The sequence below is a fragment of the Streptomyces xinghaiensis S187 genome (assembly GCF_000220705.2).
Classification (GTDB): domain Bacteria; phylum Actinomycetota; class Actinomycetes; order Streptomycetales; family Streptomycetaceae; genus Streptomyces; species Streptomyces xinghaiensis.
Genome location: NZ_CP023202.1, coordinates 1306021 through 1330422 on the forward strand (window position 1 = coordinate 1306021; position 24402 = coordinate 1330422).

Sequence of the window (24402 nt, forward strand, 5' to 3'; positions counted from 1 at the left end):
ACGAGACGCCATTCTCGTGATACGAGACACCGGTCTAGACTGCGGCTCCCCGCACGCCTCGCCCGGAAGGGGCCGCCATGCCCGACCGCACCGACGTACGAGACGAACCGGCCGCGCGGGCCGGAGCGAGCGAGGACCCCGCGAACCCGGGTGCCACGGGGCACCCGGAGACCGGAGCCGCCGTTTACACCCACGGCCACCACGAGTCGGTGCTCCGCTCGCACACCTGGCGGACCGCCGCCAACTCCGCCGGCTATCTGCTGGACGAGCTCCGCCCCGGCATGACCGTCCTGGACGTCGGCTGCGGGCCCGGCACCATCACCGCCGACCTGGCCCGGCTCGTCGCCCCCGGCCGGGTCACCGGGATCGACGCGGCCCCGGGCATCCTCGGCCGGGCCCGGTCGGTGGCCGCCGGACGCGGCCTGGACACCGTCGGCTTCACCGTGGCCGACGTCTCGGAGCTGCCCTTCCCCGACGGCTCCTTCGACGTCGTGCACGCCCACCAGGTCCTCCAGCACGTCGGCGACCCGGCCGGCGCCCTGCGCGAGATGCGCCGCGTCTGCCGGCCCGGCGGTGTGGTCGCCGCCCGCGACTCCGACTACGCGGCCATGACCTGGCATCCCGGCTCCCCGGCCCTCGACGCCTGGCTGGACCTCTACCGCCGGGTCGCCCGCGGCAACGGCGGCGAACCGGACGCCGGACGGCGGCTGCTGTCCTGGGCGCGGCAGGCCGGCTTCACCGACGTCACGGCCTCGGCCTCCGCCTGGTGCTACGCCACCGAGGAGGAACGCGCCTGGTGGAGCGGCCTGTGGGCGGACCGCACCGTGGACTCGGCCTACGCGCGGCTCGCGGTGGACGGCGGCCACGCCGGGGAGGAGGAGCTGCGCCGGATCGCCGGCGCCTGGCGGGAGTGGGGCGCGAGCCCGGACGGCTGGTTCGCCGTCCTGCACGGCGAGATCCTCTGCCGCGTCGTCAACTAGGCTCAACCGCCATGGAAATCCTGGGTACTTCACTCCGTGTCTGCGTGGACGACCTGGACGCCGCCGTCGGCGTCTACGAGCGGCTGACCGGCGAACGGGCGGTGCGCTCCCGGCGCGGCGGCGTCTCGGTCGCGGCGGTGGGCGCGTTCCTGCTGATGAGCGGGGACGAGGCCGAGCTCGAACTGCTGCGCAAGGTCACCGCCACCATCGCGGTGAAGGACGTGGACGAGGCGCACCGCACGCTCACCGAGGTGGGCGCGCGCATCCTCGCGGGACCGCTGCCCACCCCCGGGCGGAATCTGCTGGCCCTCCACCCGGACGGCTCGATCTTCGAGTACGTCGACGGCGGTGTGCCCGGGGCCCGGTGACGCCCGTGCCGCGGCGGCCCGGAGGCGGCGGCCGCCGCGGAGGGATCTCCGGGCCATCCGGTTCCGGAGAGCGTGGGAACGCAGACCGTCAGACGGTCAGACTGTCAGGACGATCTTGCCGCGGGTGCGTCCCTCCTGGCTGAGCCGGAACGCCTCCCCCACCTGCTCCAGCGGCAGCTCCTGGTCCACGTTGACGGTGAGCTTCCCGGCGTCGGCCAGTTCGCCGAGGGCGGTGAGATCGGCCGCGTCGGGCCGCACGAAGACGTAGCGGCCGCCGGACCCGGCGATCCCCGGATCCACGACGGAGACCACGCGCGCCGCCGACTTCGCCAGGTCCAGTGAGGCCGGGATCGCGTCACCGCCCACGAAGTCGAGCGCCACGTCGACGCCCTCGGGCGCCAGCTCCCGCACCCGGTCGGCCAGTCCGTCGCCGTAGGTCACCGGCTCGGCGGCGCCGAGGGACCGCAGATAGTCGTGATTGCGCTCGCTGGCGGTACCGATGACCCGCGCGCCCCGCGCGGCCGCGATCTGCACCGCGAACGAGCCGACACCGCCGGCCGCCGCGTGCACCAGCACGGTGTCGCCCTCGGCCGCCCCGGCGGCGCGCAGCGCCTGGTAGGCGGTGAGCCCCGCCAGCGGAACCCCGGCCGCCTGCTGCCAGCTGAGGGAGGCGGGCTTGCGGGCCAGGACCCGGACCGGGGCGGCGACGAGCTCGGCGTAGGTCCCGAACTGCGCCACGTCCTGCCGGTTGTAGCCGATCACCTCGTCGCCCGCGGCGAACTCGGTGATCGCCGGTCCGACGGCTTCCACCACACCGGCCACGTCCCAGCCGGGGATGAGGGGGAAGTTGGTCTGCAGGACCGGGTCGAGATAGCCGGCGGTGATCTTCCAGTCCACGGGGTTGACGCCGGCGGCCTTCACCCGGACCAGCACGCTGTCCGGCCCGACCTTCGGCTCGGGGACGTCGGTGAGCTTCGGCGTTTCGCCGTATGAGTTGATCGTCACTGCCTTCATAACGGACTCCAACAAGACTGAGGCGGGCGGGAATTCCCGGTCACGGGCATGATCGCCGCCATCGGGGGCGGTTTCCGGTGACGGCCGGGGGCGGGTCGTGTGACGGCCGGGGGGGACGGGCCCGGAGCGGGCCGGGCACCCGGGGCGGCGGGAGGCCGGCGGGCGGCCGGCCGGTCAGGGCTGGGCCAGAGCCGACTCCAGAAGCCCGGCGAGGAGGACCGCGCCCTCGCCCTCCTGATCGAGATCGGGATCGTAGACGGTGACGTTGAGCCCGGCGCACCGCGGCGAGCGCACCAGGGGCCGCAGCACGTCGTGGGCTTCCTCGACCGTGAGGCCGTCCGGGTCGGGGCTGTCCACGGCGGGCATCACGGTGGGGTCGAGCACATCCGCGTCGAAGTGCACCCAGAAGCCGTTGAGCGCATGGGCTTCGAGGCTCGCGAGACAGCGGTGCGCCACCTCGCCGGCCCCCTGGCGCCGGACCTCCCCGACGGTGGTGACCGGGATCTTCAGCTCGGCCAGTTCGGCGCGGTCCTCGTCGTCGTCGCGGATGCCGATGAGACGCACGTCCTCGTCCCGCACATAGGGGCGCAGCCCTTCGAGGTCGGTCAGGTCCGGCTGCCCGCGCCCGGTGGCCAGGGCCAGCTCCTCCCCGGCGGCGGCCCCGACGCGGGGTGAGTTGCCGGGGTGGCGGAAGTCGGCACTGCCGTCGAGCGCGGCCACGCCGTAGCGGCCGATGCGGCGCAGGGCGAGCGCGGCGCCGAGCTGGATACTGCAGTCGCCGCCGAGGACCACGGGGAAGTCCCCGGCCCGTACGTGCTTCTCGATCCGGTCCGCCAGCCGGGGGGTGTACCCGGCGATGGCGGCGGCGTTGAACACGCCGTCCCCGTCCCGCCACGGGCCCCGGTCGTAGCGGGGCGGCACCACCACCCCGCCCTCCTGGGCGCCGAGCCGCTCCAGGAGCCGCTGCTCGCGCAGCGCGCCGGCGAGTTTGTAGCAGCCGGGAACCGTACCGGGGACCGGCGGACGCAGGCCGAGATTGGACGGGGCATCGATCAGCACAGTGCGGCGCATGTCCTCACTCTGGCACGACATGCACCGGGGCAGGAGGTCTTGCTCGGCGGATCGGAGCACGCGCGTGTCCGGGCCGCGGTGTACGGGCCGGGAGGCCCCGTGCCGGGGCCGCCGGTTCCCGGCGCGCCCGCCGTCGGGGCCCGGGGGCGGGCACGGGGCCGTGCGCCCGGTGGGCCCGGCCACCCGGTGGGCCCGGCGCGCCCGCCGCCTCAGGGGCCCCGCCCCGGAGCGCCGGCGTCAGTTCCGCGTCATCTCGGTGGTGATGGCCCACCGCTCGTGGTCGCGCCAGGCGCCGTTGATGAAGAGGAAGTCCGGGGAGAGCCCTTCCCGGCGGAAGCCGAGCCGCCGCACGAGCCGCAGGGACGGCTCGTTGCCCGGCTGGACGTTCGCCTCGATCCGGTGCAGCCCCAGCTCGCCGAAGGCGTGGCGCAGCAGGAGCCGCAGGCCCTCCGCCATCAGCCCGCGCCCGGCCGCGTGGACGAACGCCCCGTAGCCCAGCGCACCGGACTGGAAGGCGCCGCGGACGATGTTGTTGACGGCGGCTCCGCCGGCGATGCCGCCGGTGTCCCGCTCGCAGAGGACGAAGCCCTCGCGGTCGGGTTCGTCGAAGCGCTGCCGGTAGGCGGTGAAGTCCTCGGGCCGGGCCGGAAGGGCGACCCAGGGGTGGTGGAACTCCGCGCTCTCCCGCGCCCGTTCCGTGAACTCCGCCATGTCCTCGTCCCGGAGGTGCCGCAGCCCCACCCGGGGTCCGGTCAGAAGATACGCGTCGTCGGACACCTGGCCATCGTAGATCGGCGACGGCCCGCCCGCCCCGGCGGCCGGACGGCCGGCGGCCGCCGTCAGCCGCCGCCGTCCGCCGCCGGCAGCCGGGGGCGTGTCCCCCGGACGGCGCACGCGGCGGCGTAGCCGGGGAGGGCGGGCAGGTCGGTCAGGGCCCAGCCGGTGAGCCGCGCCGGGGAGGGGCCCGCGCCGACATAGGTCGCCGCCGGGTCCTCCGAGAGCCCGGTGCCGGTGCCCTTGAGGTAGGCCTCCTTCCGCGTCCAGCAGCGGGCGAAGGCGAAGGGCCGCCCGGCGGCCGGCAGCGCGGCCAGTTCGGCGCGCTCCCCCGGGTGCAGGGCCGACGCGACCTCGGTCACCGTCCTCTCCCCGGGGACCTCCTCCACATCGGCGCCCACCGGCACGGGGGCGAACGCCAGCAGCACGAGGTCTCCGGCGTGCGAGAGCGAGAAGTGCAGCGGGGCGCCCGGCACGGCGGGGCGCCCGTGCGGGCCGCCGCAGCCGGGGCACGGCTCCCTCGTCAGCTCCACCGAGCGCGGCTCGGTGGCCAGATAGCCGCCGAGGAGCCGGCGCAGCGCCACATGCGCCACCTGGTAGCGGTCACGGTCGGGAGGCCGTACGAAGGCGTCGGCGCGCCGCCTCTCCTCCGCGTCCAGCACGGCGCGCTCCGCCTCCGCGTACGCGGCGTGCTCGGGCACCCGCACGAACCAGACCTCGGTACCGCTGTCCGGGGACCACGGCCGGCCGGGAGACCATCCCGCCAGGGCCGGCCAGCGGGGAACGAGGGGCCCGGACGAGCCGGACCCCCCGGCCGGCCCCGGAGGGCGGGTGCGCCCGGGCTCCGGTCCGGTGTCCCGCGGGGCCGGGCCGCCCCGGGTCCGTCCTGAGGCGCCGTCCGGCGCGGTGCGATGTGTCATGCGCTTCCCCCTGTGTGCGGCGGCCGGTTGCCGTGCCCCGCCGCGTCCCCTGTTCCCTGCCCCTTGTTCCCTGTTCCGTCGGGCCGGTGGTCCCCGGCCGTGGCCGTGACCGAGCAGCACGGTGACCGGGCCCGCCCCCGCTCCGGCAGGGCCGGCGGCCGGCCCGGCCGGCCCGGCCGGCCGCCACTCACTCCGCTCCATCCGTGCGCAGTTCCAGTCTCGGCACATCCGGCGCGGCGATACCGAACACCTGGGTGTACAGGGCGAGTTCGGACTCCAGCGCCCGGACCACGGTGTCCCTGCGGCGGAAGCCGTGGCCCTCGCCCTCGAAGGTGATGCAGGCGTGCGGGACACCGTGCTCCGCGGCCGCCCGCCGGAAGGTCTCGCACTGGGCGGGCGGGCAGATGACGTCGTCCAGGCCCTGCAGGATCAGGAAGGGCGCGGTGATCCGGCCGGCGCGGCGGAGCGGGGACCGGTTGCGGTAGCGGTCGGGGTGCTCGGTGAGGGTGCCGATCAGCCCGTCGAGGTAGTGGGATTCGAAGTCGTGGGTGCCGCCCTCGGCCCAGCTCTCCAGGTCGAGCACCGGGTAGCGGAAGGTGCCGCAGGCGTAGAGGCCGGTGCCGGCGAGCGAGGCGGCGGCCGTCCAGCCGCCGGCGCTGCCGCCGCGGATCGCGAGCCGGGCCCGGTCGGCGGTGCCCTCGGCGGCGAGGGTCTCGGCGACGGCGGCGCAGTCCTCCACGTCGACGACGCCCCACTGGCCGCGGAGCCGCTCGCGGTACTCCCGGCCGTAGCCGGTGGAACCGCCGTAGTTGACCTCGGCGACGCCGAAGCCGCGGGAGGTGAAGTAGGCGATGTCGAGGTCGAGGACGAGCGGGGCGTGGCCGGTGGGCCCGCCGTGCGCCCACACCACGAAGGGCGGGAGTTCGTCCCCCGGCACGGTGTGGTCGGGGTTGTAGGGCGGGTAGATGTGCGCGTGGATCTCCCGGCCCTCGGGGCCGGTGAACGTGCGGATCTGCGGTTCGGGGTAGTAGGCGGGGTCGACCGGGTCGCGGTGCTCCGCGCCGACCACCCGGGCGTGGCCGGTGGCGGTGTCCAGCTCGACGACCTCGTACGCGCTGCGCGGGCTGGCGGCCACCCCGATGACCCGGGTGTCCTGCACGGCCAGGGCCGGGTCCCACTCGGACCACGGGCCGGGGGCGTCGTAGAGGTCGCCGCTCTCCGGGTCCAGGACGCCGAGGGAGGTGGCGCCGCAGCCGTGCACCACGGCGATCAGGCCGGTGGGCAGCGGGGCGAACCAGCGGCTGCCGATCTTCCACAGCGGGCCGCCGAACTCCTCCTCGCGGGGGCAGAGGGAGGTGACGGTCACCTCGCCGGCCGGCGAGCCGGCGGCGCTGTCCCCGAGGCCCGTGCCGGGCCCGGGGCCGCCGGGGGCGGGCGGGCCGATCCCCGGGCCGGTGATCCGGTAGAGGTTCCACCAGCCGCTGCGGTCGGAGACGGCGAGCAGACCGCCGTCGGGGGCCCACTCGGCCTGCGGTACGGACTCCGCTTGGCCGCCGAGCACGGTACGCGCCCGTTCGAAGGTCCCGTCCGGCGCCACCTCGGCGACCCGCAGTTCGGTGCCGTCCCAGGGCATGTTCGGGTGGTCCCAGGCGATCCAGGCCACGCGGCCCCCGTCCGGGGACAGCCGGGCCGCCGTGACGAACCGGTGTCTGTCGTCGCTGAGTTCGCGGACCGCCGCGCGGTCCTCCGCGGCCGAGCCGTCCAGCGGTACGGCGGCGATGACGCGCCGTACGTCGCCGGGGGCCTCACCGGTGTACTCCTCCAGGACGCACCACACCTCGCCGCGCTCGGGGTGCAGCCGCAGGTCGGCCCAGCGCAGCCCGCCGCCGATGGCGGAGAGCGGGGTCAGCGGACGGGGCCCGGGGGCACCGGGGTGATCGGGTTCGTAGGCGTAGAGCCGCTGGTCGGCGAAGTGGACGAAGACGACGAGCGGGCCGCGCCGCCCCCGCGCGGTTCCGGCCCACGGGGTGCCGCCGTATTCCATGACGCGGCTGCGGACGTTCCACGGGGCGGGGAGGACGGCTTCCTCGGTTCCGTCGGGCCGGCGGCGGACCAGGGTGCGGCGGCCGCCCTCGGCGGGGCGGGGCGCGGTCCACCACACCTCGTCGCCCACGGTGCCCGGATACTCCGGCCGCCCGCCGTGGACCGCGGCGAGCCCGGCATCGATGGGTGACTGCCATGTGCCGTACGGGGCCGTGGACACCATTTCCAACGCCTCCTGCGTGCTGTCCTAGCTCAACTCCGCCGGGATGGTCACGCCCGGCGCCGGTACCCGTCCCCGAGCCCTGGCCCTCTCACCCCCGTGAGCACCTTGCGGTGCACCCCCTCCGCCGGCCGCCCGCGCCGGCGCGGGCCCCGGCGGTCCGTCCGCTCACCCACTCCGGCCGGCCGCTCCTTCCGTTGCCTCCACCTCTTCACCACGGCGCGGTGGTTCAACCCACCCGGCCGCGTATTCCGCCGCCGTTCGGCGCACGGACCCCCGGCGCCCGGGATCCGCTCCACCCCGGCGGCCGCGCCGGGAGGGTCCCGCACCGCTCCACTACCCGTGGCGGGGCCGCTCACCCGCCCGTGTCCGGCCCGTCCCGTCCCGGGCTCCGCAGCAGGAACCGGTCGAGGACCCGGACGCCGAACCGCAGGGCCTCGACGGGGACGCGCTCGTCGACGCCGTGGAAGAGGGCCGCGTAGTCGAGGCCCTCGGGCAGCTTCAGCGGTGAGAAGCCGTAACCGGTGATCCCGAGCCGGGAGAACTGCTTGGCGTCCGTGCCCCCCGACATGCAGTACGGCACGGCCCTGCCGCCCGGGTCGAAATGCTCGACGGCCTCTCTCATGGCACGGAAGGTCGGTGAGTCGACCGGTGCCCCGAGCGGGACCTCCCGGTGGTGGAACTCCCAGTCGACATCGGGACCGGTGAGCCGGTCGAGGGTCTGCCGGAACTCCTCCTCGCCGCCGGGCACCATCCGGCCGTCCACGAAGGCGGTGGCGCTGCCGGGGATGACGTTGACCTTGTAACCGGCGCTGAGCATGGTCGGGTTGGTGCTGTTGCGGAGGGTCGCCTCGACCAGCGCCGCGGCGCGGCCCAGCCGCTCCAGCAGCGGGCCGGGGTCGAACCCGGGGGCGTCCAGGTCGAGTTCGGGGGCGTCCGCCGGAACGCCGTACAGCGCGGCGATCTCGGTGAGGGCGGCCCGCACGGTCGGGGTGATGCGGAGCGGCCAGGCGTGCTCGCCGATACGGCTGACGGCGGCGGCCAGCCGGCTGACGGCGTTGTCCCGGTTGACCTTGGAGCCGTGCCCGGCCCTGCCCCGCGCGGTGAGTTCGAGCCAGGCGGTGCCCCGCTCACCCGCCGCGATGGGGTAGAGCCGCATACCGGAGTCGGCGTGGAAGGTGAAGGCCCCGGATTCGCTGACGCCTTCGGTGCAGCCCTCGAACAGCTCCGGGTGGGAGTCGGCGAGGAAGCCGGAGCCGTACTCGGCGCTGTCCTCCTCGTCGGCAGTGAAGGCCAGGACGAGGTCACGGCGCGGGCGGTGGCCGGTCCGCGCCCAGGAGCGCACGAGCGCGAGGACCATCGCGTCCGCGTTCTTCATGTCGACGGCGCCCCGGCCCCAGACGACGCCGTCCCGGATCTCGCCCGAGAAGGGGTGCACGGTCCAGTCGGCGGGCTCGGCGGGCACCACGTCCAGATGGCCGTGGACGAGCAGGGCCTCCGCGTCCCGGTCGCTGCCCGCGATCCGGGCGACCACGTTCGTGCGGCCCGGCGCCTTCTCCAGCAGCACCGGTTCCAGGCCCGCCTCGGCGAGCCGCTCGGCCACGTACTCGGCGGCCGGGCGCTCGCAGCCGTCGCCGCGGCCGCGGTTGGTGGTGTCGATGCGGATCAGCTCGGAGGTGAAGGTCACCACCTCCTCCAGCGCCCGCTCGTCCACCCCGCCCGCCGGCGGCACCACCGGACCGGACGGGGCGGGGCGGGACGGTGCGGGGCCGTTCGCCAACCCGCCGCCGGTCACCGTTCCGTTCGACGCCGCGCCGGGCGCCTCCGTCCCCGGTCCGCCCGCGCCCGGGGTCCGTGGGGCGGTACCGGGGGCCGCTGTGTCAGCCATACTGCTCCTCCACCGCTGCCGACACGACGGTCGTGACCGCCTTGAAGCAGCGGATTCCCTCGTACATGGTGTCGCTGGTATAGGCGGCCCGGCGCTCGCCGGTGCGCTCCACCCCGGGCACGACGGTCGCCGCGCCCACCAGATGATCCGCGTCGAATTCCATCTCGACGGTGAACGGGCCCGCGTCCCGCGCCGGCTCCTGCCGTATCGCGAGCACGGCCGCCTCCTGCGCCGCGGCCCTGATGTCCGCGGCCGTGCGGGCGGGCGGGCGGCAGACCGCGGCATAGCGCGAGACGCAGTCCTTGACGGCCACGGCGCGGGCCCCGGGGGCGTACCCCCGGGCGTCCTCACAGGTGCGGTCGTCGCCGGTGACCAGCACCACGGGCGTGCCGAACTCGGCCACCACCCGGGAGTTGAGCAGCCCTTCGCTGGCCCGGACGCCGTTGAGCCAGACCCCGGTGAGGGAGTTGGCGAGGTAGGTGTGCGCGAGGACGCCCTCCGCGCCCGCGCCGGTGTGGTAACCGACGAAGGCGACTCCGTCCACATCGCCCCGCTGTACGCCCTCGACCATGCTCAGCTCCTTGTGCCGGCCGGTGAGCATCACCGCGCGCTCGTCGAGCCGCTCCAGGAGGAGGTTGCGCATGGTCCAGTGCGCCTCGTTGACGACGACCTCGTCCGCCCCGCCGTCGAAGAACCCGGCCACGGCGGCGTTGACGTCCGAGGTGAACATCCGGCGGCAGCGCTGCCACTGCTCATGGCCCGGCAGGACGTCGGCGGGCCAGGTGACGCCCGTCGCGCCCTCCATATCGGCGGAGATGAGGATCTTCATGCCCGAAACCGTACGCGGTGCCGAAGAGCCCTGCCATGCCTGTGGATAACCCGCCGTCACCCCGTCCCGGACCGCCCGGCCGCCCCCCTTGCCACCGCGGAGGAACGGCCCGCCGCTTCCCGTGCGTTCACCCGGCCGGGTGAGTTCGCGCGGGCGGCGGCAAGCCGGGCGCCTTCCGGCGCACGGCCCCCGCCGTCCCTTCCGCTTCCCGGCGGCCGCCTACTTCTCGGCCTCGGCCGCGAGCCGCGCCAGCACGGCGTCGTAGATCCTGCCGAGCCCCTTGGGCGCGAAGGTCCGCTCGAAGAAGCCGCCGACGCCGCCCGCCCCGTCCCAGACGGTGGTCACCCGTACCGTGGACTTCCCCTCGCCGGCCGGGGTCACCGTCCAGGTGGTCAGCATCGAGGAGTTGCGGTCCTTCTCCGCGAGCTGCCCGGCGGTCGGCTCGGTGACCTCCAGCAGGCAGTCGCGGACGCGCTTGCTGGTGGCCTGCAGCCGCCAGTGCACCAGCGTGCCCGCGCCGCGGCCGCCCTCGCGCACCTCGTACTCGCTGAACTGCTCGGGCAGCAGCCGGGCGCGGGTGCCGGAGTAGTCCGCGATCGCCTCGAACACCGCCTCGGGTGCCGCCGCGATGATCCGCTCCGTCGTGGCCTCGACCTGCGCCATGTTCCGTCCTCCAGTCGGTCGCCGGCCCACGCCGGCCGGTCGTCTTCCGCACAGCCAACCACCGGAGGGGGACACGCCCAAATCGGATCCCGCTGGCGCTATTCGAATGTGTGTTCTAGCTTGAGGCAACAGGTACGGACGGAAGGAGCGTGGAGACATGCGCTGGGACGGCCTGAGCCATGACGACTCCTCCGGAGCCCCCGCCCTCTTCGGCACCGACGCCGTCACACGGACTTTCGACACCCCCGAGTTCCGGGGCATCACCTTCCACGAGATCCGCGCCCGCTCGATCCTCAACCGGGTGCCCGGGGCCTCCCGGATGCCGTTCGAATGGACGCTCAACCCGTACCGCGGCTGCTCCCACGCCTGCGTCTACTGCTTCGCCCGCAAGACGCACAGCTATCTGGACCTCGACACCGGCCTCGGCTTCGACTCGCAGATCGTCGTCAAGGTCAACGCCCCCGACCTGCTCCGCCGCGAACTGGCGTCCCGCCGCTGGCAGGGCGAGCACATCGCGATGGGCACCAACGTCGACTGCTACCAGCGCGCGGAGGGCCGGTACGGGCTCATGCCCGGCATCCTCGCCGCGCTGCGCGACCACGCCAACCCGTTCTCGATCCTCACCAAGGGCACGCTGATCCTCCGTGATCTCGACCTGCTGCGGCAGGCGGCCGAGGTGACGGACGTCGGCACCTCCGTCTCCGTCGGCTTCACCGACCGCGAGCTGTGGCGGACCGTCGAGCCCGGCACCCCCTCCCCCGAACGCCGGCTGGAGGTCTGCCGCACCCTGGCCGCGAACGGCATCCCCTGCTCCGTACTGATGGCCCCGGTCATCCCCTATCTCAGCGACTCACCGGAGCAGTTGCGGAAGACCGTGCGCGCCGTCGCCGCGGCGGGCGCCGGATCGGTGACCCCGCTGGTGCTCCATCTGCGGCCCGGCGCCCGCGAATGGTTCATGGAGTGGCTCGCCCGGCACCACCCCCGTCTGGTGCGGCGCTACGAGGTGCTGTACGCCGACGGCGCCTACGCGCCCACCTGGTACCAGCGCCAGATCACCCGGCGGGTGCACGAACTGGCCGACGAGTACGGCATCGGCCCCTCCCACCCCGGAGCCGCCCGCCGCCCCCGCGGGCCGGCGCCGGAGCCGGAGCCCGCCGGGCCCCCGGCGCCCGGCCCCACCCAGCTGACCCTCCTCTGACGGCCGGACCGCTGCCGGAGGATGAGTCTCCCGGGGCCCGCGTCCGTACCACAGGGCGGCGGCGTGGCGGGCGCGCCGGCGAGGGAGCGAGGGAGGCCGACGTGGACAGCGGTGACGAGTCCGGGCAGCCGCGGCGGCGCCGGGTGGTCGAGCCGACCAGAGTGATCAGTTCACGGCGGAGCAGCCGGCTGGAGGACCTCGAACTCTTCCGCCCGGAGCCCGCCGCCGGAGCCCCCACCGGCGCCGCCGCACGCGCTCCGGCGGACGACCCGCCGACCGAACAGCTGCCCGGATCCCCTCTCCCCGGAACCGGGACCGGAACCGGGACCGGGACCGGCGCCGAGTCCGCCGGAGCCACCGGGTCCGCCGCCGGCTTCGGGGCGCCCGGAGACTCCCCCGGCCCCGGCACCCCCGGCCGCCCGCGGACCCAGGCCCTGCCCGGCATGTTCCCCCCGTCACCCGGCGCGGCGCCGGGGCTCCGCGGCCTCTTCGCCGGGCGGCGCCCCGCCACCCGTACGGCCGGCTTCCTCGCCGCGGGCGCGGGCGCGGCCGTGCTGGTGGTCCTGCTGCTCACCCGGGGCGGTGCGGAGACGACGGCGCCCGGGACGGCGGCTCCCCCGGCCCCCTCGGCCGCCCCCGCCGAGCCCACGGCGATACCGCAGCCCCCGACCGAGGCGGAGCGGGAGGGCGGCGGCGTCCTCCAGCCGGGCGACAGCGGGCCGGCGGTCTCCGAACTCCAGGACCGGCTCTCCAGAATCCCGAACGTCTACACCGAGCGCGGGGCCGACGGCCAGTACGACGACGTGCTCACCGAGGCCGTGGCCCGGTTCCAGCTCTGGTACGGCATCCGCGGCGACGAGGAGGGGGTCTACGGCGACGACACCCGCCGGGACCTGGAGTCCCGCACCTGAGCCGGCCGCACGGCGTGTCAGGTCTTCCCCGCCGGCCCCGTCCTGGTGAGCCGCCCCAGTGCCGCGGAGGCCGCGGGCGCGAGCCGGGGGTGCTCCCGGGCCGCGTTCAGCACCGGGATCGCCCGCCGGTCACCGAGCACCGCCAGCCCCTCGACGCAGGCCATCGCGATCTGCCCGTACCCGGCCGGCCCGCCGCGCCGCGAGGAGCCCACCAGCCGTTCCAGGGTGGTGATCAGGGCCGGTACGGACTCGGGGGCCCGCAGCGCCGTCAGCAGCCGCACCGGGTGCAGGGCGTAGGCGGTGCGCAGCGGGTTGGTGGCCAGCGCGGCGGCGGCCCGCGCGGTCCGGGGGTCGCCGAGGCGGGCGAGGGCGTGGGCCGCGGTGGCGCAGCGGCCCGGGTCGCGGTGGTTGAGGAGCAGGACGAGGGTCTCGAAGGCGCGCCGGTCGCCGCGGCAGCCGAGGGTGAAGGCGGCCAGTTCGCGGGCCCACAGGGGCTGTCCGGGGCGGGTGAGCAGGGCGGCCAGTTCGTCCAGGGCGGCGGTCCCGCCCGCGCCGGAGAGTGTTCTGCGGGCGAGCGCGGCGAGGGTGCCGCAGGCCGCGGTCTCCCCGGCCCGGGCCGCTTCGCGGCTCACCCGTTCCAGCAGCGCGCCGAGCGCCGCCCGGTCCTCGCGTCCCGCCGTATGGCCACCGGCCGCCATGTCCTTGTCCCCTCCCCACCACGGTGCCGGACGCCCCGGCACCGGACCGTCCCGCACGGGCGCGGCTCCCGGCACCGGCGGGTTTAACCTCTCTACCCGGCCCGGGCCCCGGGGTCACTTCCGGACCGGGGTGACCTTCCGCGTATCGCCGTACGGAGGCCGGGCCGCCGGACCATCCGCCCCAGGGGCCCCGCCCGGCACCACCGCCCCGGCACCACCGCCCCGGCACCGGCCGCGGCGCCGCGGTCCCACGACGGTCCGCCCCACCGCCCCAGCGCTCACTTGTGAGCGGCGCAGATCACATGGGCGCAGGGGTGGCGCGGAACGGACCGTCCGCCTACCCTCGTCGCAGGAGTCCGTACGCCGCCACAGCGGCCGGTGCGGACCCGTTTCCGGTGGCCTGGTGACGCAGCCGCCGGAGGCACCGCCGGTCCGGCCCGGTTTCTCCGCCGGTCCGGCAGCACGGCGCGGTCCCGGGGACAGGGCCCGCCGGTGTCCCGCCGGGCGCCCGCGCCCGCCCGGGGCGCGTTCCGCAGTGCCCGACCACCCGCAGTGCCCGAACAGCGGTGCCCGTCTCGGGGCGCACGCCCGATTCCCAGGCCGCGCACGCCCGTTCGGCGCCCGCGGGCCCCGTCCTCCTCAGTCGTCACTCTCCCCGCCCGACGTGTCCGGGGATTACCTTCTGGAGTCCGCGATGGACCGCAATCCCACTCCCGATTCCGCTGCTCCCGCCGTCACCCTTCCCGTCGTGGCCGTCGTCGGCCTCGGCACCATGGGGACCGGCATCGCCGAGGTCCTGGCCCGCGCCGGCCGCGAGGTCATCGGTATCGACATCAGCGAGGCCGCCGCCCGCGACGCCGTGGCGGCCCTGGAGCGCTCGACCGCGCACGCCGTGGCCCGCGAGCGGATCACCGAGCAGGAGCGCCAGGACATGCTCGCCCGCTTCCGCACCTTCTCCGACCTCCAGGCCGCGGCCGACGCCGACCTCGTCATCGAGGTGGTGCCGGAGGAGTACGAGACGAAGCGCGAGGTGTTCACCGCGCTCGACGGCATCGTCCGCCCCGAGGCCATCCTGGCCACCGGCACCAACGCGCTCTCCGTGACCCGGCTCGCCGCCGACTCGGCCCGCCCCGAGCGGGTGCTGGGCCTGCACTTCTTCAACCCGGCCCCGGCGATGAAGCTCGTCGAGGTGGTCTCCACGGTACTGACCGCCCCGGCCGCCACGGCCTCGGTGACCGCACTCGCCCGCGAGCTGGGCAAGGAGCCGGTGGCGGTCGGCGACCGTCCCGGCTTCCTCGCCGACGGCCTGCTGTTCGGCTACCTCAACCAGGCCGCGGCGATGTACGAGGCCAAGTACGCCACCCGCGAGGACATCGACGCCGCCATGCGGCTGGGCTGCGGCCTGCCGATGGGCCCGCTCGCGCTGCTGGACCTGATCGGCATCGACACCGCGCGCACCGTCCTGGAGGCCATGTACGCCGAGTCCGGCGACCGGCTGCACGCCCCGTCCCCGGTCCTCAAGCAGCTGAGCGCCGCCGGGCTGACCGGCCGCAAGACGGGGCGCGGCTTCTACAGCTACGAGGCGCCGGGCAGCGGCACCGTCGTCCCGGACGAGCTGACCCCGGCCGCGGACGCGGCGGCCGTCGCGGGCCGCCCCGTGAGCAGTGTGGGCGTGGCCGGCTCCGGCACCATGGCGAGCGGTATCGCCGAGGTGTTCGCCAAGGCCGGTTACGACGTGGTGCTCGCCGCGCGCGGCCAGGAGAAGGCCGACAAGGCCAAGGCCCGCATCGCCAAGTCCCTGGGCCGGTCCGTGGACAAGGGCCGGATGACGGCCGAGGCGCGGGACGAGACGCTGGCCCGGATCACCCCGGCCGGCTCGCTCGACGCCTTCGCCGGCGTCGACCTGGCCGTGGAGGCCGTGGCCGAGGACCTCGCCGTCAAGCAGCAGCTCTTCGGCACCCTCGACAAGGTCTGCAAGCCGGGCGCGGTGCTCGCCACCACCACCTCCAGCCTGCCGGTCGTGGCCTGTGCCCGGGCGACCTCCCGCCCGCAGGACGTCATCGGGATGCACTTCTTCAACCCCGCCCCGGCGATGAAGCTGGTCGAGGTGGTCCGCACGGTGCTCACCGCGGACGACGTCCACGCGACGGTCCGCGAGGTCTGCGCCAAGGTGCGCAAGCACCCCGTGGACTGCGGCGACCGCGCCGGGTTCATCGTCAACGCGCTGCTGTTCCCGTACCTCAACAACGCGGTCAAGATGGTCCAGGAGCACTACGCGACGCTGGACGACATCGACGCCGCGATGAAGCTCGGCGGCGGCTACCCGATGGGCCCGTTCCAGCTGCTGGACGTGGTCGGCCTGGATGTCTCGCTGGCCATCCAGAAGGTGCTGCACAACGAGTTCCGGGAGCCGGGCCTGGCGCCGGCGCCGCTTCTGGAGCACCTGGTCGCGGCGGGCTGCCTGGGCCGCAAGACGGGGCGCGGCTTCCGCGAGTATGCGAGGGCCTGACCGGTCCCGGGGCTGGGGCGGACTGCTGGATCCCGGTGGCGGTCCGTCCCGGCACGGCCCCGAGGAGGCGTGTTACGTTCCCCACATGTCCCATCCCGTGAAGTCCGCCCGCCCCCCGCGCACGGCCGTGAAAGGCCCGTCGAACCAGGACAGTTCGGACACGACCGGCAATCGCCGCGCCGCCGCCCAGCGGCTCACCATGCGGCGGAAGCTGGCGGCCGCGGCGATGGAGCTCTTCGCGACCAAGGGCTACGAGGCCACGACGGTGGACGAGATCGCCGCCGCGGCCGGGGTCGCCCGGCGCACCTTCTTCCGGCACTTCCGCTCGAAGGAAGAGGCGATCTTCCCGGACCACGACGACACCCTGGTCCGGGCGGAGGCGGTGCTGGCGGCGGCCCCGCCGGAGGAGCATCCGCTGGACACGGTCTGCCGGGGCATCAAGGAGGTCATGCGGATGTACGCGGCCTCCCCGGCCGTGTCCGTGGAGCGCTACCGCCTCACCCGCGAGGTGCCCACACTGCGGGAGCGGGAGATCGCCTCGGTGGCCCGTTACGAGCGACTCTTCACGCGCTATCTGCTGGGCCACTTCGACGAGCGGGCCCACCGGGACGGCGACGACGACCCGCTGCTCGCCGAGGTCGCCGCCTCGGCCGTGGTGACGGCCCACAACCACGTACTGCGGCGCTGGCTGCGGGCCGGCGGGGAGGGCGACGTGGAGGCGCAGCTGGACCGGGCCTTCGCGATCGTCCGGGAGACCTTCGGCAGCGGCATCGGCAGCGCGGTGCGGCCCGCGGCGGAGGAGGCCGCGGACGGGCCGGCCGCCGGGGATTCCGCCGGGCGGGACCGGGCTCCGGCGGTGACGGCCTCGGCGACCGACGAGGTCCTGGTCACCGTGGCCCGTACGGACGCCCCGCTCAGCGAGGTCATACGCACCATCGAGCGGGCCCTCAAGAAGGACTGACCCCTCCCGGTCCCGCACTCCGGCAGAACGGCCGCCTCCCCGGGCGGCCGTTCTGCCGTCTCCCCCCACTCTCCTCCCACCCTCCTCCCCCTCCCCCCTCACACCCTCCGCTCATGTGCGCACCCTTCGCGACGGGTGAGAGAAATTCTTGGCACGCAGTGTCTTGTCGAGTGGCACGCCGTGCCATACGGTGGTGCTCGTCCGGGGCGCTGTCCCCACGGCTCCCGCCGTGTGCCCCGGCGCCTGCGTCACAGGCAGTCCCGGACCCGTCCGGGACCACAACAGAGCGCTCACCAGCGCCGCCACAGCACCACCCGTGCGGACCGCATGGCGAGCCGCACACCGTGCCGCCCCGGCGGCACAGTGACAAGACCCCAGCGTTCCCTCAAGCGTCCCCAAACGCTTCGCCGGAGGCCCCAACCGTGAATGAGATCCTGGACGCAATCGTCGCGGACGGTACGACGTCCGCCGACTTCGCCGCCCTGCAGCTGCCCGAGTCCTACCGGGCCGTGACCGTCCACAAGGACGAGCAGGAGATGTTCGCCGGCGCCGAGAGCCGCGACAAGGACCCCCGCAAGTCCCTGCACCTGGACGACGTGCCGGTGCCCGAGCTCGGCCCGGGCGAGGCCCTCGTCGCCGTCATGGCCAGCTCCGTCAACTACAACTCGGTCTGGACCTCGATCTTCGAGCCCGTCTCGACCTTCGGTTTCCTGGAGCGGTACGGCCGGCTCTCCCCGCTCACCAAGCGGCACGACCTGCCGTACCACATCATCGGCTCCGACCTCTCCGGCGTCGTGCTCCGCACCGGCCCCGGGGTCAACGCCTGGAAGCCCGGTGACGAGGTCGTCGCGCACTGCCTCTCCGTGGAGCTGGAGTCCGCCGACGGCCACAACGACACCATGCTCGACCCGGAGCAGCGCATCTGGGGCTTCGAGACCAACTTCGGCGGCCTCGCCGAGATCGCCCTGGTCAAGTCCAACCAGCTGATGCCGAAGCCCGGCCACCTCAGCTGGGAGGAGGCGGCGGCCCCCGGCCTGGTGAACTCCACCGCCTACCGCCAGCTCGTCTCCCGCAACGGCGCCGGCATGAAGCAGGGCGACAACGTCCTCATCTGGGGCGCCAGCGGCGGCCTCGGCTCCTACGCCACCCAGTTCGCGCTGGCCGGCGGCGCCAACCCGATCTGCGTCGTCTCCAGCGACCAGAAGGCGGACATCTGCCGCTCGATGGGCGCCGAGGCGATCATCGACCGCAACGCCGAGGGCTACAAGTTCTGGAAGGACGAGCACCACCAGGACCCGCGCGAGTGGAAGCGCTTCGGCAAGCGCATCCGCGAGCTCACCGGCGGCGAGGACGTGGACATCGTCTTCGAGCACCCGGGCCGCGAGACCTTCGGCGCCTCGGTCTACGTCACCCGCAAGGGCGGCACCATCGTCACCTGCGCCTCGACCTCCGGCTACAACCACGAGTACGACAACCGCTACCTGTGGATGTCGCTCAAGAAGATCGTCGGCTCGCACTTCGCCAACTACCGCGAGGCGTGGGAGGCCAACCGCCTGATCGCCAAGGGCAAGATCCACCCCACGCTGTCGAAGACGTACAGCCTGGAGGAGACCGGCCAGGCCGCGTACGACGTGCACCGCAACCTCCACCAGGGCAAGGTCGGCGTGCTCGCCCTCGCCCCCGAGGAGGGCATGGGCGTCCGCGACCACGAGATGCGCGCCAAGCACCTCGACGCCATCAACCGCTTCCGGAACGTCTGAGACGGGTCTTTCACCGATGACTGAGCGTCGCAAGGATCGTCCGTGGCTGATGCGGACCTACGCGGGGCATTCCACCGCGGAAGCCTCCAATGAGCTCTACCGGCGGAACCTCGCCAAGGGCCAGACCGGCCTGTCGGTCGCGTTCGACCTGCCGACGCAGACCGGCTACGACCCCGACCACGTCCTCGCCAAGGGCGAGGTCGGCCGGGTCGGGGTCCCGGTCTCCCACCTCGGCGACATGCGCCGGCTGTTCCAGGACATCCCCCTGGAGCAGATGAACACCTCGATGACCATCAACGCCACGGCCATGTGGCTGCTGGCGATGTACCAGGTGGTCGCCGAGGAGCAGGGCGCCGACATCACCCAGCTGTCCGGTACCACGCAGAACGACATCGTCAAGGAGTACCTCTCCCGGGGGACGCACGTCTTCCCGCCCGGGCCGAGCCTCCGGCTGACCACCGACATGATCACGTACACGGTGGCCAGCATCCCCAAGTGGAACCCGATCAACATCTGCAGCTACCACCTGCAGGAGGCCGGCGCCACCCCGGTCCAGGAGATCTCGTACGCGATGTCCACGGCGATCGCCGTGCTCGACGCGGTGCGCGACTCCGGCCAGGTGCCGCCGGAGAAGTTCGGGGACGTCGTCGCCCGCATCTCCTTCTTCGTCAACGCGGGCGTCCGCTTCGTCGAGGAGATGTGCAAGATGCGCGCCTTCGGCCGCATCTGGGACCGGGTCACCCGCGAGCGGTACGGCGTCGAGAACGACAAGCAGCGCCGCTTCCGCTACGGCGTCCAGGTCAACTCCCTGGGCCTCACCGAGGCCCAGCCGGAGAACAACGTCCAGCGCATCGTGCTGGAGATGCTGGCCGTCACCCTCTCCAAGGACGCCCGCGCCCGCGCCGTCCAGCTCCCCGCCTGGAACGAGGCGCTGGGCCTGCCCCGGCCCTGGGACCAGCAGTGGTCGCTGCGCATCCAGCAGGTCCTCGCCCACGAGTCGGACCTGCTGGAGTACGAGGACATCTTCGCCGGATCGCACGTCATCGAGGCCAAGGTCGACTCCCTCGTGGAGGAGTGCCTGGCCGAGATCGAGCGGATCCAGGAGATGGGCGGCGCCATGGCCGCCGTCGAGTCCGGCTACCTCAAGTCCCAGCTCGTCGCCTCGCACGCCGAACGCCGCGCGAAGATCGAGTCCGGCGAGGAGAAGATCGTCGGCGTCAACTGCTACGAGTCGACGGAGCCGAACCCGCTCACCGCCGACCTCGACACCGCCATCATGACGGTCGACCCGGAGAACGAGGCCCGGGTCGTCGAGGCCCTGCACCGCTGGCGCGACGACCGCGACGAGGCCCGCGCACAGGACGCCCTGTCCGCCCTCAAGGCCGCCGCCGCGGGCGACACCAACCTCATGCCCGCCACCCTGGAGTGCGCCCGCGCGGGCGTCACCACCGGCGAGTGGGCCTGGGCGCTGCGGGACGTCTTCGGCGAGTTCCGCGCCCCCACCGGCGTCAGCAGCGCCCCGCTCGCCGTCGCGGCCGAGCAGGGCACCCCGCTCGGCGCCGTCCGCGCCAAGGTGGCCCGCACCGCCGAGGAGCTCGGCAGCGGCAAGCTGCGGCTGCTGGTGGGCAAGCCCGGCCTCGACGGGCACAGCAACGGCGCCGAGCAGATCGCCGTACGGGCCCGCGACGCGGGCTTCGAGGTGGTCTACCAGGGAATCCGGCTGACCCCCGAGCAGATCGTCTCCGCGGCCGTGGCCGAGGATGTGCACTGCGTCGGCCTGTCGATCCTGTCGGGCTCGCACGCCGAGCTCGTACCGGACGTCGTGGAACGCCTCCGCCGGGCCGGCGCCGCGGACCTGCCGGTGATCGTCGGCGGGATCATCCCGAGCGCCGACGCGCGGGCGCTCCGGGAAGCCGGGGTCGCCGCCGTCTTCACCCCGAAGGACTTCGGGATCACGGAGATCATCGGCCGCATCGTCGACGAGATCCGGATCGCGAACAAGCTCGACCCTCTCGACCTCCAGGAGGACCACGCATGACCGCCCCCGCCCCCGCCGCCGGCGAGAACCGTCTCCGCCCGCGCCGCTCCTGCCTGGCCGTGCCCGGCAGCAACCCGCGCTTCCTGGAGAAGGCCCAGGGGCTCCCCGCCGACCAGGTCTTCCTGGACCTGGAGGACGCCTGCGCCCCGCTGGCGAAGGAAGGCGCCCGGCACACCATCGTCGACGCGCTGAACAACGGCGACTGGACGGGCAAGACCCGGGTCGTACGGGTCAACGACTGGACCACCCACTGGACGTACCGCGACGTCGTCACGGTCGTCGAGGGCGCCGGCCCCAACCTCGACTGCATCATGCTGCCCAAGGTGCAGAGCGCCGACCAGGTGGTCGCCCTCGACCTGCTGCTCACGCAGATCGAGAAGACCATGGGCTTCGAGGTCGGCCGGATCGGCATCGAGGCGCAGATCGAGAACGCCGCGGGCCTGGTCAACGTGGACGCGATCGCCGCCTCCTCGCCGCGCATCGAGACCATCATCTTCGGCCCGGCCGACTTCATGGCCTCCATCAACATGAAGACCCTGGTCGTCGGCCAGCAGCCGCCCGGCTACCCGGCCGACGCCTACCACTACATCCTGATGCGCATCCTCATGGCCGCCCGCATGCACAACCTGCAGGCCATTGACGGACCGTTCCTGCAGATCCGCGACGTGGACGCCTTCCGCGAGGTCGCCGGCCGCTCCGCCGCCCTGGGCTTCGACGGCAAGTGGGTGCTCCACCCCGGCCAGGTCGAGGCGGCCAACGAGATCTACTCCCCCTCGCAGGAGGACTACGACCACGCGGAGATGATCCTCGACGCCTACGAGTGGTGCACCTCCGAGGCGGGCGGCAAGAAGGGCTCCGCCATGCTCGGCGACGAGATGATCGACGAGGCCAGCCGCAAGATGGCGCTCGTCGTCTCCGGCAAGGGCCGCGCCGCCGGCATGACCCGTACCACCACGTTCACCCCGCCGGAGGCCTGATCCCATGCAGTTCGGACGCACCTACGAAGAGTTCGAGGTCGGCGCCGTCTACAAGCACTGGCCCGGGAAGACGGTCACCGAGTACGACGACCACCTCTTCTGCCTGCTCACCATGAACCACCACCCGCTCCACATGGACGTCAACTACGCCGAGAAGACGACGGACTTCGGCAAGAACGTCGTGGTGGGCAACTACATCTACTCGCTGCTGCTCGGCATGTCCGTGCCGGACGTCTCCGGCAAGGCCATCGCCAACCTGGAGATCGAGTCGCTGAAGCACGTGGCGCCGACCTTCCACGGCGACACCATCTACGGCGAGACGACCGTCCTCGACAAGACCCCGTCCCGCTCCAAGGACGACCGCGGCATCGTCTACGTCGAGACCAAGGGCTACAAGCAGGACGGCACCCTCGTCTGCGTCTTCCGGCGCAAGGTGATGGTCCCGACCGCGAAGTACACCGAGGCGCGCGGGGGCGAGCAGCCCGGCCGCCCCCAGCTCAAGTCCCAGGAGAAGTGATGAGCCGTCTCGCGCAGACCCCCGGCCTGACCGACGTCCAGCAGGAGATCCTCTCCACCGTCCGGGACTTCGTCGACAAGGAGATCCTGCCGGTCGCCACCGAGCTGGAGCACCGCGACGAGTACCCCACGCAGATCGTCGAGGGGCTGAAGGAACTCGGCATCTTCGGCCTGATGATCCCCGAGGAGTACGGCGGCCTCGGCGAGTCCCTGCTCACCTACGCGCTGTGCGTGGAGGAGATCGCCCGCGGCTGGATGAGCGTCTCGGGCATCATCAACACCCACTTCATCGTGGCGTACATGCTGAAGCAGCACGGCACCCAGGAGCAGAAGGACCACTTCCTGCCCCGGATGGCGGCCGGCGAGGTGCGCGGCGCCTTCTCGATGTCCGAGCCCGCGCTCGGCTCCGACGTGTCCGCCATCTCCTCCAAGGGCGTCAGGGACGGCGACGAGTACGTCCTGACCGGCCAGAAGATGTGGCTGACCAACGGCGGCACGTCCACGCTCGTCGCGGTGCTCTGCCGCACGGACGAGGGCCACCCCGAGGGCACCGCCCCGCACAAGTCGATGACGACCTTCCTCGTGGAGAAGGAGCCGGGCTTCGGCGAGGTCCGCCCGGGCCTCACCATCCCCGGCAAGATCGACAAGATGGGTTACAAGGGCGTCGACACGACCGAACTCATCATGGACGGACTGCGGATTCCGGCGGACCGCGTGCTCGGCGGCACCACCGGACGTGGCTTCTATCACATGATGGACGGGGTCGAGGTCGGCCGCGTCAACGTCGCCGCCCGCGGCTGCGGTGTCGCCCAGCGCGCCTTCGAGCTGGGGGTTTCCTACGCGCAGCAGCGCACGACCTTCGGCAAGCCGATCGCCCAGCACCAGGCGATCCAGTTCAAACTGGCCGAGATGGCCACCAAGGTCGAGGCCGCCCATGCGATGATGGTGAACGCAGCACGCAAAAAGGACTCCGGGGAACGGAACGACCTCGAAGCGGGCATGGCGAAGTATCTCGCCTCCGAATACTGCAAAGAGGTCGTCGAAGACGCTTTCCGGATTCACGGTGGCTATGGCTTCTCCAAGGAGTACGAGATCGAGCGCCTGTACCGAGAGGCGCCGATGCTGCTCATCGGAGAAGGAACCGCCGAGATTCAGAAAATGATCATTGGCCGCCGTCTGCTCGAGGAGTACCGGTTCCAGGGGTGATCGCAGTGGATCGCTCCGCTTCGGTGCCGATTTCTCCCTCGGCGGGGATCACGAAAGCTCACCCGGGGTGATCACTGTTCGGACATCGACTGAGCTTCTGGCTTGCCCAGTTGCCGCTCGTAACCGATACCATCCCGGAAAGCCGCCGTCCCCAGTCGAAGCGCGGCATCATCCGCTACGAAGGTCATCCATGCCCCACAGCCAACCCTCTGCACCACGCGGCCGGGTCCGCCTCGCGCGCGGCGCGTCGCCGTGGCTCCTCCCGACCGTGGCCACCGCGGCCATCAGCCTGTCCCGCGCCCGGCGCTCCGGGCGCGCGGCAGCGGTCGCCGTGCCCGCCACCGCTCTGGCGGCGGGCATGCTGTGGTTCTTCCGCGACCCCGAGCGCGAGATCACCCAGGGCAGAGTGATCTCGCCGGCCGACGGTGTGGTGCAGAGCATCATGCCGTGGAAGGACGGGCGCACCCGCGTCGCGATCTTCATGAGCCCGCTGAACGTCCACGTCAACCGTGCCCCGCTCGCCGGCACGGTGACCTCCGTCGAGCACATCCCCGGCGGATTCGTCCCGGCGTTCAACAAGGAGAGCGAGAACAACGAGCGGGTGGTCTGGCACTTCGACACCGAGCTCGGCGACATCGAGATGGTGCAGATCGCCGGCGCCGTGGCGCGCCGCATCGTCCCGTACGTCACGCAGGGCACGAAGGTCGAGCAGGGTGAGCGCATCGGCCTGATCCGCTTCGGTTCGCGGGTCGACGTCTACCTCCCGGAAGGTGTCGAGGTGGACGTCGAGGTGGGCCAGGCCACACAGGCAGGGGTGACTCGTCTTGACCGTGATTGATTCCCGGGCGGAGAGTTCGT

21 protein-coding genes are annotated in these 24402 nt (G+C 73.3%); 12 read left to right on the plus strand and 9 right to left on the minus strand.

The features are described from left to right. The first annotated feature begins 77 nt into the window (after positions 1 to 77). Both SXIN_RS05555 and SXIN_RS05560 read left to right on the plus strand, forming a co-directional pair. Positions 78 to 980 carry a methyltransferase domain-containing protein gene (locus tag SXIN_RS05555; RefSeq protein ID WP_019710943.1) on the plus strand — a complete coding sequence of 301 codons (903 nt, stop codon included), beginning with the start codon at positions 78 to 80 and terminating at the stop codon, positions 978 to 980. An 11-nt stretch (positions 981 to 991) separates the two neighbouring features. Next, positions 992 to 1348 (plus strand): VOC family protein, encoded by a 357-nt coding sequence (locus tag SXIN_RS05560; RefSeq protein WP_039823353.1) that lies wholly within the window; start codon positions 992 to 994, stop codon positions 1346 to 1348. Positions 1349 to 1444: 96 nt separating this feature from the next. Here SXIN_RS05560 and SXIN_RS05565 read toward each other — a convergent pair whose 3' ends face one another. The 8 genes from SXIN_RS05565 to SXIN_RS05600 all read right to left on the minus strand — a co-directional run bounded on the left by SXIN_RS05565 (position 1445) and on the right by SXIN_RS05600 (position 10770). Continuing rightward, positions 1445 to 2362 carry an NADP-dependent oxidoreductase gene (locus SXIN_RS05565; RefSeq protein ID WP_019710945.1) on the minus strand — a complete coding sequence of 306 codons (918 nt, stop codon included), beginning with the start codon at positions 2360 to 2362 and terminating at the stop codon, positions 1445 to 1447. Positions 2363 to 2536: 174 nt separating this feature from the next. Next, positions 2537 to 3433, minus strand: a complete 897-nt coding sequence (locus tag SXIN_RS05570) for an arginase family protein (protein WP_039823355.1) — start codon at positions 3431 to 3433, stop codon at positions 2537 to 2539. A gap of 237 nt (positions 3434 to 3670) precedes the next feature. Continuing rightward, a complete protein-coding gene (locus tag SXIN_RS05575; protein WP_039819472.1) occupies positions 3671 to 4210 on the minus strand; it encodes a GNAT family N-acetyltransferase in 540 nt (179 codons plus the stop codon). 62 nt (positions 4211 to 4272) lie between these two features. Beyond that, positions 4273 to 4914, minus strand: a complete 642-nt coding sequence (locus SXIN_RS05580) for a 4'-phosphopantetheinyl transferase family protein (RefSeq protein ID WP_238153684.1) — start codon at positions 4912 to 4914, stop codon at positions 4273 to 4275. 400 nt (positions 4915 to 5314) lie between these two features. Continuing rightward, positions 5315 to 7393, minus strand: coding sequence for a S9 family peptidase (locus SXIN_RS05585; protein ID WP_095756671.1), 2079 nt, complete (start codon positions 7391 to 7393; stop codon positions 5315 to 5317). Between the two features lie 352 nt (positions 7394 to 7745). Further along, on the minus strand, positions 7746 to 9278 hold the full coding sequence (locus tag SXIN_RS05590) for a M20/M25/M40 family metallo-hydrolase (RefSeq protein ID WP_192883549.1): 1533 nt from the start codon (positions 9276 to 9278) through the stop codon (positions 7746 to 7748). Next, the gene (locus tag SXIN_RS05595) at positions 9271 to 10107 is read right to left on the minus strand and encodes a M55 family metallopeptidase (RefSeq protein WP_019710949.1); all 837 of its coding nucleotides are present in this window, start codon (positions 10105 to 10107) and stop codon (positions 9271 to 9273) included. Before SXIN_RS05595 ends, SXIN_RS05590 begins: the two co-directional genes overlap by 8 nt. 219 nt (positions 10108 to 10326) lie before the next feature. After that, positions 10327 to 10770, minus strand: a complete 444-nt coding sequence (locus tag SXIN_RS05600) for an SRPBCC family protein (protein ID WP_019710950.1) — start codon at positions 10768 to 10770, stop codon at positions 10327 to 10329. A 157-nt stretch (positions 10771 to 10927) separates the two neighbouring features. On the opposite strand from SXIN_RS05600, the gene SXIN_RS05605 reads away from it, so the two are divergent. Together SXIN_RS05605 and SXIN_RS31980 are read left to right on the plus strand one after the other, a co-directional pair. Continuing rightward, positions 10928 to 11968: an Rv2578c family radical SAM protein gene (locus tag SXIN_RS05605; protein ID WP_095756672.1), complete on the plus strand. Its 1041-nt coding sequence runs from the start codon at positions 10928 to 10930 to the stop codon at positions 11966 to 11968. Between the two features lie 101 nt (positions 11969 to 12069). Continuing rightward, positions 12070 to 12879 carry a peptidoglycan-binding domain-containing protein gene (locus SXIN_RS31980; RefSeq protein ID WP_238153685.1) on the plus strand — a complete coding sequence of 270 codons (810 nt, stop codon included), beginning with the start codon at positions 12070 to 12072 and terminating at the stop codon, positions 12877 to 12879. 17 nt (positions 12880 to 12896) lie between these two features. On the opposite strand, the gene SXIN_RS05615 is transcribed toward SXIN_RS31980, so the two are convergent. Next, positions 12897 to 13577 carry a HEAT repeat domain-containing protein gene (locus SXIN_RS05615; protein WP_095756673.1) on the minus strand — a complete coding sequence of 227 codons (681 nt, stop codon included), beginning with the start codon at positions 13575 to 13577 and terminating at the stop codon, positions 12897 to 12899. 694 nt (positions 13578 to 14271) lie between these two features. On the opposite strand from SXIN_RS05615, the gene SXIN_RS05620 reads away from it, so the two are divergent. From SXIN_RS05620 to SXIN_RS05655, 8 genes are all read left to right on the plus strand, one after another. Next, entirely contained in the window at positions 14272 to 16086 is a 1815-nt protein-coding gene (locus tag SXIN_RS05620) for a 3-hydroxyacyl-CoA dehydrogenase family protein (RefSeq protein WP_019710952.1), read from the plus strand. 85 nt (positions 16087 to 16171) lie between these two features. Then, on the plus strand, positions 16172 to 17047 hold the full coding sequence (locus SXIN_RS05625) for a TetR family transcriptional regulator (protein WP_019710953.1): 876 nt from the start codon (positions 16172 to 16174) through the stop codon (positions 17045 to 17047). A gap of 422 nt (positions 17048 to 17469) precedes the next feature. Next, a complete protein-coding gene (gene ccrA / locus SXIN_RS05630) occupies positions 17470 to 18807 on the plus strand; it encodes a crotonyl-CoA carboxylase/reductase (RefSeq protein WP_019710954.1) in 1338 nt (445 codons plus the stop codon). A gap of 16 nt (positions 18808 to 18823) precedes the next feature. Beyond that, positions 18824 to 20845 carry a protein meaA gene (locus SXIN_RS05635; protein ID WP_039823371.1) on the plus strand — a complete coding sequence of 674 codons (2022 nt, stop codon included), beginning with the start codon at positions 18824 to 18826 and terminating at the stop codon, positions 20843 to 20845. Then, complete coding sequence (locus SXIN_RS05640) at positions 20842 to 21822, plus strand: HpcH/HpaI aldolase/citrate lyase family protein (RefSeq protein ID WP_019710956.1); 981 nt, start codon at positions 20842 to 20844, stop codon at positions 21820 to 21822. The genes SXIN_RS05635 and SXIN_RS05640 overlap by 4 nt, the downstream gene beginning before the upstream one ends. 4 nt (positions 21823 to 21826) lie before the next feature. Beyond that, positions 21827 to 22339, plus strand: coding sequence for a MaoC family dehydratase (locus SXIN_RS05645; protein ID WP_019710957.1), 513 nt, complete (start codon positions 21827 to 21829; stop codon positions 22337 to 22339). Next, the gene (locus tag SXIN_RS05650; protein WP_019710958.1) at positions 22339 to 23544 is read left to right on the plus strand and encodes an acyl-CoA dehydrogenase family protein; all 1206 of its coding nucleotides are present in this window, start codon (positions 22339 to 22341) and stop codon (positions 23542 to 23544) included. The genes SXIN_RS05645 and SXIN_RS05650 overlap by 1 nt, the downstream gene beginning before the upstream one ends. A gap of 190 nt (positions 23545 to 23734) precedes the next feature. Further along, entirely contained in the window at positions 23735 to 24382 is a 648-nt protein-coding gene (locus SXIN_RS05655; RefSeq protein WP_039823373.1) for a phosphatidylserine decarboxylase, read from the plus strand. The last annotated feature ends 20 nt before the right edge of the window (positions 24383 to 24402 follow it).